This is a genomic window from Saccharopolyspora elongata, from assembly GCF_004348985.1.
Classification (GTDB): Bacteria; Actinomycetota; Actinomycetes; order Mycobacteriales; family Pseudonocardiaceae; genus Saccharopolyspora; species Saccharopolyspora elongata.
The window spans coordinates 1-1,549 of the sequence record NZ_SMKW01000211.1 but is presented as its reverse complement, the minus strand read 5'-3'; the positions used below and the strand labels follow the sequence as shown (position 1 = coordinate 1,549).

2 protein-coding genes are annotated in these 1,549 nt (G+C 66.0%); both read right to left on the bottom strand.

Features of this window, described 5'->3' with window-relative positions; all coding sequences use genetic code 11:
* Nucleotides 1-34: 34 nt before the first annotated feature.
* A complete protein-coding gene (locus tag E1288_RS46340; RefSeq protein WP_235884311.1) occupies nt 35-1,039 on the bottom strand; it encodes an IS3 family transposase in 1,005 nt (334 codons plus the stop codon).
* Entirely contained in the window at nt 1,036-1,395 is a 360-nt protein-coding gene (locus E1288_RS46335) for a hypothetical protein (RefSeq protein ID WP_132495703.1), read from the bottom strand. The genes E1288_RS46340 and E1288_RS46335 overlap by 4 nt, the downstream gene beginning before the upstream one ends.
* Nucleotides 1,396-1,549: the final 154 nt, after the last annotated feature.

The window sequence follows — 1,549 nt, the reverse complement described above, 5'->3', positions numbered from 1 at the left end:
GGTAGTTGTCAAGTCAAATTGAGACGGGTTGTGTTTAGTTGACTGGTTGCTGATCTTCGGTGGGTTGGTTGATCCAGGCCGCTTTGGGTAGTGCGGGTGGCCGGGGTCGGCGGGTGAAGCGTTCGGGGTGTGTGGCGTGGGCGTGGTCGAGGGTGGTCTGTCGCTGGGTGCGGATGTGCTCGGCTGTTCCGAAGTGCACGGACGCGGGGGTGTGCAGACCGATGCCGGAGTGACGGTGTTCGTGGTTGTAGGCCAGGAAGAAACCGTCGCAGAACGCGCGGGCGTCTGCTAACGACCCGAACCTGTGGGGAAAGTCCGGCACGTACTTCATCGTTTTGAACTGGGCCTCGGAGTACGGGTTGTCGTTCGAGGTACGCGGACGGGAATGTGACCGCAGGACACCGAGGTCGGTCAGGAGTTCGGAGACGGGTTTGGACACCATCGCCCCTCCCCGGTCGGCGTGGATCGTGTGCGGCTCGATGCCGTTACGGGCGATGGCCTCGCCGAGGAAGTCTTTGGCCACGACGGCATCCTCGGCCGCGGCCACCAGCCAGCCCGTCACGTAGCGGGAGAAGATGTCCATGACGACATAGCACCTGTACCAGACCCCTTTCACCGGGCCTTTGAGCGCGGTGATGTCCCACGACCACACCTGGGAGGGGCCATGCGCGAGGAGTTCCGGGCGGATCCGTGGCGGGTGGGTGGCCTGGCGGCGTCGTTCACGGACCTGCCCCGCGGCGCGGGCGATGCGGTACATCGTGGAGATCGAGCAGTGATAGCGGCCTTCGTCCAGCTCTCTGGCCCAGACCTGCGGGATCGCCAGGTCCGCGTAGCGGGCGTCGGCCAGCAGCTCCAGCACGGCGTGGCGTTCGGCCTCGCTCAAGGCCGCCGGCGGCGGGCTACGGGGCAGCCACGGGCCATGCAGCGGGCCCTGTGGCTTGGCCCGCCGGTAATGGGTGGCGCGGGAGATCCCGGTCAGCTCACACGATCTGCGCACCGAGACCTCCGCGGCGCGGAGTTCGGTGAACGCGGTGGTCATGATGTCCTCGGCGGCTCGTCGTCCTCCGCGCTCTGGGACAGACCTTCCAAGAGCGCGTGCGCTTTTCCCATGATGTCCAGCGCCATCCGGGTCTTGCCCAGATCAGACTTCAGTTTCTCGTTCTCCCGGCGTAATTTCTCCAACTCGAGCTGCTCGGCGGTCTTCTTCGCACGCTTCGGCGCCGCCGGGCCAGCCTCGCCGGACCGGGTAGTGAGGACACCGGCGTCGCGGGCGCGTGTCCACTCGATGACGTGGGAGGAATACAAGCCCTCCCGGCGGAGGATCGCGCCTTTCTCACCGTTCGGGGCGTTCTCATACTCGGCGACGATCGCCAGCTTGTACTCCGGGCTGAACACCCGCCGCGATGGCCGTGCGGCAGGATCAGGCTGCTGAGCCGGCTTGCCGGGCCTGTCGGATGAAGTGGACACGTCTATCAGGATCTCCGATCCCGCCCTCGCTCCGGCACCCGGCACTCACACCAGGTGTCTCATCTCATCCTGACAAAGAGGG

Bases quoted from the DNA above. Each gene is read 5' to 3' on its own strand.
- E1288_RS46340 (WP_235884311.1), bottom strand. From the start codon at position 1,039: ATGACCACCGCGTTCACCGAACTCCGCGCCGCGGAGGTCTCGGTGCGC.